At 44.2% G+C, this 7357-nt stretch carries 5 protein-coding genes and 1 pseudogene; 3 read left to right on the top strand and 3 right to left on the bottom strand.

What is annotated here, in order from left to right:
- Positions 1-160 precede the first annotated feature (160 nt).
- On the bottom strand, positions 161-856 hold the full coding sequence (locus HWQ41_RS13145; RefSeq protein WP_292763348.1) for a response regulator transcription factor: 696 nt from the start codon (positions 854-856) through the stop codon (positions 161-163).
- Between the two features lie 199 nt (positions 857-1055).
- Positions 1056-2153 carry a HAMP domain-containing sensor histidine kinase gene (locus HWQ41_RS13150; protein WP_292763343.1) on the bottom strand — a complete coding sequence of 366 codons (1098 nt, stop codon included), beginning with the start codon at positions 2151-2153 and terminating at the stop codon, positions 1056-1058.
- A gap of 525 nt (positions 2154-2678) precedes the next feature.
- On the opposite strand from HWQ41_RS13150, the pseudogene HWQ41_RS13155 reads away from it, so the two are divergent.
- Positions 2679-2911, top strand: a pseudogene (locus HWQ41_RS13155) (hypothetical protein); the annotation flags it as partial.
- An 88-nt stretch (positions 2912-2999) separates the two neighbouring features.
- Positions 3000-4685, top strand: coding sequence for a potassium-transporting ATPase subunit KdpA (gene kdpA / locus HWQ41_RS13160; protein WP_292763344.1), 1686 nt, complete (start codon positions 3000-3002; stop codon positions 4683-4685).
- Between the two features lie 200 nt (positions 4686-4885).
- Here kdpA and HWQ41_RS13165 read toward each other — a convergent pair whose 3' ends face one another.
- Complete coding sequence (locus tag HWQ41_RS13165; protein WP_292763345.1) at positions 4886-5077, bottom strand: hypothetical protein; 192 nt, start codon at positions 5075-5077, stop codon at positions 4886-4888.
- Between the two features lie 64 nt (positions 5078-5141).
- Here HWQ41_RS13165 and kdpB point away from each other — a divergent pair, with 64 nt between their 5' ends.
- Positions 5142-7247 (top strand): potassium-transporting ATPase subunit KdpB, encoded by a 2106-nt coding sequence (gene kdpB, locus HWQ41_RS13170; protein ID WP_292763346.1) that lies wholly within the window; start codon positions 5142-5144, stop codon positions 7245-7247.
- The last annotated feature ends 110 nt before the right edge of the window (positions 7248-7357 follow it).

Raw genomic sequence — 7357 nt, forward strand, 5'->3', positions numbered from 1 at the left:
AAAACCTATATACAAACAGACTTTCAACCCAGTCCCCAGTCCCCAGTCCCCAGTCCCCTGCTATATATCACTGCCTGCGATCGCAGTATAATTACTAGTATTGTAATTGACTGTAATTATTCCACTGCTGGCGTTTGAATGTTTTATCTAAATGTTTTATCTAATTAATCAACAATTCTGGTGCTACCAATCCTTTTTGGATAGCTAAGACTGCGGCTTGAGTGCGATCGCGTACTTCTAGTTTCTGTAAAATAGCATGGACATGAACCCGCACTGTACCAGGGGCAATGTAGAGAATCTCAGCAATTTCTTGATTGCTTTTGCCGGCTGCCACCAGTGCCAAAATTTCTTGCTCCCGCTTCGTTAAGGGATTTCCTAAGGGTTCCTCAGTTTTTGTAGGCAGCACCGCCAGGGAATTTCCCTCAAAAGCTGCTCTAATTTCTGTTGTTGCCGTTTGATCCCACCAAGAAGCCCCCGCTGCAACCGATCGCACTGCCAATATCAGAGACTCAGCAGGAATACCTTTAAGACAGTAACCTTGCGCCCCGGCGGCAATTAACCGTGAAATCAAGGGTTTTTCAGAACGAGACGTTAAAACCAGAATTGGTAAAGTTGGGTGCTTCTGCTTAATCTGGCGACAAGCCTCAATCCCGCCAATCCCCGGTAAACCTATATCCAGCAAGACCAAATCCAGGGGATAGCTATTTGCTAATTCTACAGCTTGTTCCCCATCTTCTGCCTCTGCGACAATCTCCAAACTAGTTTCTTGTTGCAACCGCATCCGCAGACCAAGCCGAAATAATTCATCATCTTCAACCAGCAAGATTTTTGTCATTTGTAATTGGGCATTGGGCATTGGGTATTGGGTATTGGGCATTGGGCATTGGGCATTGGGTATTGGGCATTGGGCATTGGTTATAAATTCATTTCCCTCATCTTTGGCTGTCTTTTTCTTCTCTACGAGACGCTGCGCGTAGCTTGCTTCCCTGTAAGGGTACAATTTTGAATTTTGTTAGCGAGTCTGCGAGCGTCATTTTGAATTTTGAATTGATTTCTCAACTCCCCGGTGGTGGACAAGCTGGGAGTCGGAAACCAAACAGTGCGCCCCGTGGTGAGCGATTCTCTGCCCAAATTGTACCCCTATGAGCAACTATAATTTGCCTGGTCAAATAAAGCCCTAGTCCAGATCCTGAGACATGGCGATCGCTATGTCCTTGATAAAACCTTTCAAATAAGTGGGGTAACTCTTTTTCGGTAATGCCGGAACCAGTATCGAGTATTTTTACCACTTGATCGCTAGAATAACCTTCAAATACTACTTCCACTTTACCGCCACGGGGGGTATGGTTAATGCCATTACTCAGGAGATTGGTGAAGACTCGCCCAAGTTGCAAAGAATCGCCATTTACCCAGAGAAAGCTCCGAAAATCTGATTCGCCATAGTGCAGAGAAATATAAACCTGACGTGTTCTCGCTAGTTCAGTCAGGGTAGCGATGATCTCCTCCGCCACTGTCACCAGGTTAACAGGTGATATCTGTAGTTTCAGCCCTTCGGCATCATTGCGGTACACATCTAAAAGAGTTTGGACTAATTGCAGTGTACTCCGATGACTACGAGCCATTGTTTGTAAAACTTTTGCTTGCATTGGCGTGATTTCACCAAATTGCTCATTTTGAAAATATTTCAGCGTTTCAATTGCTCCTAATAGGGGTGTTTTCAAATCATGCGTTAGGGTAGATACAAAATCTTCACGCATGATAGCTAGTTGTTCTTGGGAGCGTAATTGTGCTTGGGTATAAGCGATCGCTTCTTCATTGCGGTGGTTGCGATCGCTTAACCAACCCGTTACCACCAACGCCAACACTGCAATCAACCTATTTGCCAACGTTGGAGGATTAATCAATTCTCCTCCGGGAACAAACAAATTCAACAATGTTAATCCTGTAGCTGCAACAGTGATCCCCAATACTGCTCCCCGATTCAATCGATAATCTGCTAACAAAATCGTCCCTGTGTAGAGGTAGCCAAATACGTACTCAGGTGGTGTCAAATATTCCAGTGCTATCACGATAGCAAAGGCGATCGCTATTAGCCCATATGTCTCCCCACGCTTATTTATAGCTTCTTTCATAGTCAATAATCGACCTAACATCGTCATTTCTGATATTAATTTTGATAGTTTACGGTTGCGTACCATTACCTTGACGTTGAGATTTTCAACAACAATAATTTGGTTTTTATTTACCAGAATTTATCAAAGTTTCTTCTACTTTACTAAACATTTTTTACCTGTAAAATTCGTTGTAAACCTTCACTATTGAAAATTAACTCATACAAATATATTAGCCCGATCACAATCCCCGGTAGGGACTGTCTTAAAAGTCAAGTAAGGAATGGCACTAAGAAAAAGTAAAAAGTGAAACCCTTGCCTGGACTGGGTGTAAGGGGTAGGGAAGAATAAACACAAATAGAAATAAGTACCAATATGAATAAATCTTTAACTTACTACACCCCACACCCAAAAGCCCTGTAGATAATGGATTTGCTGAAATATTAGTGCCATTCGGTGGGAGCATTACAGTTTTTTGCAAAGAAGGCGAAAATCAGTCAGGATAGGTAAGATGAGTGTATTTACCTACCGAAGACCCCAGAACAAAAGCAAGCTCTTTAAAAACATATTCAGGCGATCGCTAAAATATTGTACGAAGATAGAGTTACCAATAACTAATGAACAAACAAGCCATTGAATTAGAAGTCGCAGCGAGTACCCAACTGAGTCCATATCTAGAAACTTGTTGTTTAAGGGGAAGTGCGAATGTCAGCTATGAAAATGTGGCATTAGACATCGAGTATTTTAAAGGCATACAAGTTTCCCACAGCAGCCAACAGAGATTAGTGCATCCTCAGAAAATCCCTTGAAATCAAATACTCCAACGGTTAATCTGTTATTTCTCAGAATTGGCTTGCTAGCACTTAAATTTAATTGATCGCGAAATATATGGGACAAGGTTTTTTGCAAATAGGCTTAACGCTGTGTATCGTCATAGCAATCACTCCGCTATTGGGAAGATACATAGCGCGTGTCTTCTTGGGAGAAAGAACACTGCTTGATTTTTTAATGAACCCCATAGAGCGAAGTATGTTCGTACTAGCGGGTGTTCGCAGAAAAGATGATATGACGGCTTGGCAGTATATCCGGGCTACACTGTACAGCAACATGATCATGGGTATTTCCGTGTATTTGCTGATATATTTTCAGAGACTCTTACCCTGGAATCCTAACGGCTTCGGTGCGCCCAGCTGGGATATATTGCTGCATACAACGATTTCATTTGTGACGAATACCGACCAGCAACACTATGCTGGTGAGACAACCTTAAGCTATTTTAGCCAGGTAGCGGCTTTAGGCTTTTTGATGTTCACCTCCGCAGCCACCGGTTTATCTGTGGGAATTGCCTTTATTCGCGGGTTGACGGGTAGAAGACTAGGAAACTTTTACGTCGATCTCGTCCGGGGAATTACGCGAATATTGCTACCGATTTCGATTATTGGAGCGATCGCCTTGCTTATAGCAGGTGTACCACAAACATTAGCTAAGACTATGGATGTGAGAACCTTAGAAGGCGGGACGCAATATCTTGCCAGAGGCCCGGTGGCATCCTTTGAAATGATCAAACTTTTGGGCGAAAACGGCGGAGGCTTTTTTGGCGTAAACTCAGCTCACCCCTTTGAAAATCCCAATGGCGCTTCTAACTTGATAGAAATGATCGCCATGATTTCTATACCAGCAGCCTTGATTTACACTTACGGTATATTTGCCAACAACATCAAACAAGCTTGGTTGCTTTTTTGGATGGTGTTTGTGATTTTTGTCGTTCTGGTGGGGGTAACAGCCGTGGGAGAACTGCAAGGAAATCCCCTGGTTAATAACACCTTTGGATTAGAACAGCCCAATTTAGAGGGGAAAGAAGTTCGATTTGGCTGGGCACAAACGGCATTTTGGGCAGTAATGACTACCGCTACTATGTCTGGTGCGGTGAATGGAATGCACGATTCTTTGATGCCGCAAGGAATATTTTCGACTCTCTTCAACTTGTTTATTCGGGTGATCTGGGGCGGTCAGGGAACTGGAACAGCTTACTTATTTATTTACTTAATTCTCACAGTGTTCCTAACTGGACTAATGGCAGGACGTACCCCAGAGTTTTTAGGACGCAAAATTGAAAAGCGGGAAATCGTCCTCGCCGGTGTGGTGCTGTTGATTCACCCAATTCTAGTTTTGATTCCCAGTGCGATCGCATTGGCTTATCCCATCTCCCTATCTGGAATTAGCAACCCTGGCTATCACGGTATTTCTCAAGTAGTTTATGAATACGCCTCAGCAGCCGCAAATAATGGCTCCGGCTTAGAGGGATTGAGGGATAATACCCTGTGGTGGAACTTGAGTACTTTAGTTAGCTTAATCGCAGGACGCTACATTCCGATGATTGCCATCTTGCTGTTCGCTGACGGCATGTCTCGCAAACAACAAGTACAAGAAACCTCTGGTACTCTGAGAACTGATTCTCTGGTATTTACTGGTATCACGGCTGGAGTGACACTGGTTTTGGGAGTGTTGACTTTCTTTCCCGTTCTGGCTTTAGGCCCCATAGCTGAGGGTTTGAAACTAGCATCTGGCAGTTAGAAAAGTTATGAGTTATAAGTTTGGAATTAAGAGAATACTAAAAAATAAATTATCCGGTTTCGTAGGGTGCGTTACTAACGCACCCTACAGGTTGGACTATTTTTTATTGGAAGTTCCTAATAACTCCTAACTCTAGCCCTGTTAAGGTGATATGTAGCTTGAATTTCATATTCGTTCAAACAAAATCTTCACTTATTCTTTTAGAATTTTGAAACTTCCGAGTTCAGAGGTTCAACTTCCGAGTTCAGAGGCTCAACTTCCGAGTTCAGAGGTTCAACTTCCGAGTTCAGAGGTTCAACTTCCGAGTTCAGAGGCTCAACTTCCGAGTTCAGAGGCTCAACTTCCGAGTTCAGAGGCTCAAGTGCCGAGTTCAGAGCTAGTAATGAATACAAGACTGACCTTGACAGCGCTACTTCTAACTCCTAACTTCTAACTTTTAACTCCTAACTTTATTTATTGAATCAAGTGGCAACTAACTTCAAAGCTAGACGCCCAAATTCTCGTCCTGGCGATCGCCGCCAAGCACGTAAAAAGGCGAGGGCAAGTACTAAGTGGCTGTACTTAAGGGCAATTAGAGATGCTTTTATCAAGCTCAACCCTAAGTATGCAATCAAAAACCCAGTGATGTTTGTGGTTTGGGTGGGGACAATCATCACCCTATTGCTAACAATTGATCCCAACCTATTTGGCCCAGCCCTGCAAAAGAACCCGCAACTTTTCAACAGCTTGTTGTCAGGGATTTTATTCTTTACAGTTTGGTTTGCCAATTTTGCCGAAGCACTGGCAGAAGTGCGGGGTAAAGCCCAAGCCAATGCCTTGCGATCAACAAAATCAGAGGCGATCACTAAAAAACTTGCTTCCGACGGCACAATTAGTGAAGTTTCATCCACCAGTCTCAAACAGGGCGATACCATCTACGTCGTTGCTGGCGATATCATCCCCGCCGATGGCGAAGTAATCATGGGTGTCGCCTCGGTAGACGAATCGGCAATTACTGGGGAATCCGCACCAGTATTAAAAGAATCAGGCTCCGACGTGACTAGTTTCGTCACTGGTGGGACGCGGATTATCTCAGATGAACTAATTATCCGCATCACATCTGACCCAGGCAAAGGTTTCATTGACCGGATGATTGCCTCCTTAGAAGGGGCAGAACGCAGTAAAACAGCCAATGAAATTACCCTAACGGTATTGCTGGCAGTTCTGAGCTTAGTGTTTTTGTTAGTCGTGGTAACTCTCCCAGCACTTGCTTACTATGTCAACAGTCCAGTCAGCATCCCAATTTTGATTGCCCTGTTAGTGGCATTGATTCCTACGACTATTGGCGGCTTACTAAGTACCATCGGCATTGCTGGTATGGATCGAGTTGCCCAATTTAACGTCATTGCCACTTCCGGACGAGCAGTCGAAGCCTGTGGTGATGTCAACACTTTAGTTCTCGACAAGACAGGTACAATTACCCTCGGCAACCGTTTGGCGGAAGAGTTTATTCCCATCAACGGTCATTCAATGTCGGAAATTGCTAATGTTGCGTGGGCGGCTAGTGTCTTTGACAATACACCAGAAGGTAAATCCATTGTCCGACTAGCAGAAAAGTTAGTAGCACGGTTTGATTTTGACTCCAGTCAGGCAGAAGGAGTCGATTTTTCTGCCAAAACACGTATGAGTGGCACTAACTTGCCCGGTGGGTATGAGGCCAGGAAGGGGGCAGTAGAAGCCATTAAGGGATTTGTCCGTTCCCGGAACGGACGCGATACGCCAGAATTGGATGCTGCCTACGAACGAGTTTCTCGCCTGGGAGGTACACCCCTAGCAGTCAGCCTAGATAACGAAATCTATGGGATTGTTTATCTCAAAGATATTGTGAAACCAGGTATCCGCGATCGCTTTGAGCAACTGCGCCGGATGGGAGTGCATACTATCATGTTGACTGGAGACAATCGAATTACAGCTTCTGTCATTGCCAAAGAAGCTGGGGTGGATGACTTCATTGCCGAAGCCACACCAGAAGACAAAATCAGCGTCATTAAAAAGGAACAAGCAGCAGGCAAACTGGTTGCCATGACTGGAGATGCGACTAACGATGCTCTAGCATTAGCCCAAGCTAACGTCGGCGTCGCGATGAATACAGGGACGCAAGCCGCAAAAGAAGCCGCCAACATGGTAGATTTGGACTCCGATCCCACAAAGCTGATCGATATCATTAGCATTGGCAAACAATTGTTGATTACTCGCGGGGCATTGACTACATTTTCTATCGCTAATGATATTGCTAAATACTTTGCAATTATCCCAGTGATATTTGTCGCTGCTAACCTGCAAAGCCTGAATATTATGAATTTGACTAGCCCTAAATCTGCTGTACTATCGGCGCTGATTTACAACGCTTTGATTATTCCCGCTTTGATTCCCTTGGCATTGAAGGGTGTGCGATTTAGACCGCTGACAGCTAATCAGCTACTCCAACGCAATATCTTAATTTATGGCTTAGGTGGGGTGATTGCGCCGTTTATCGCCATTAAGTTGATCGATATACTGATTACAGTTGTGGGCTTGGCTTAAAAACAGCAAAAGTAGAAACGCTGCCAAACGAGCACATCTTGACCAAAGTAAAATATTGAAGAAGAATTCAGAAGTCAGAATTCAGGAGCGGAGCTTGGGATTGCTCTGCG

The organism is Nostoc sp. NOS(2021) (assembly GCF_017115025.1).
In the GTDB taxonomy this organism is placed as follows: Bacteria; Cyanobacteriota; Cyanobacteriia; order Cyanobacteriales; family Nostocaceae; genus Nostoc.

Excerpts from the sequence above, each read along its gene's own strand:
- HWQ41_RS13145 (WP_292763348.1), bottom strand. The coding sequence starts at position 856 with ATGCCCAATGCCCAATTACAAATGACAAAAATCTTGCTGGTTGAAGAT.
- HWQ41_RS13150 (WP_292763343.1), bottom strand. The coding sequence starts at position 2,153 with ATGTTAGGTCGATTATTGACTATGAAAGAAGCTATAAATAAGCGTGGG.
- kdpA (WP_292763344.1), top strand. The coding sequence starts at position 3,000 with ATGGGACAAGGTTTTTTGCAAATAGGCTTAACGCTGTGTATCGTCATA.